The following is a 246-nucleotide window of genomic DNA, read 5'->3' as shown; positions in this document are numbered from 1 at the left end:
GCCGCGAAAATGTGAGTTCCGCTGGCATAGTCCTGCAGGTAGGTCGACGGCCAACCCATACCGCTGCTCGTGGGATGGCGATACATCGTCCCGGCATGGATGCCGACAGGCAACCCATGCTTTTGGGCCGCTTCATAGATCGGCCAATATTGGCTCCGGCCAAGAAGCATTTCGTTGCCGGCCAGCAACAGGACCTGAACGAACCTTTTGTCGGAAGCACATCTGTGGATTTCCTCTGCAGCCCGA

At 57.7% G+C, this 246-nt stretch carries 1 pseudogene; it reads right to left on the bottom strand.

From position 1 onward, the window contains the following. Positions 1-188 (bottom strand): annotated as a pseudogene (locus X773_RS0140715) (amidohydrolase); the annotation flags it as partial. Positions 189-246: the final 58 nt, after the last annotated feature.

This window comes from Mesorhizobium sp. LSJC280B00, from assembly GCF_000502835.1.
GTDB lineage: Bacteria > Pseudomonadota > Alphaproteobacteria > Rhizobiales > Rhizobiaceae > Mesorhizobium.
This window is presented reverse-complemented; position numbering and strand designations above follow the sequence as displayed.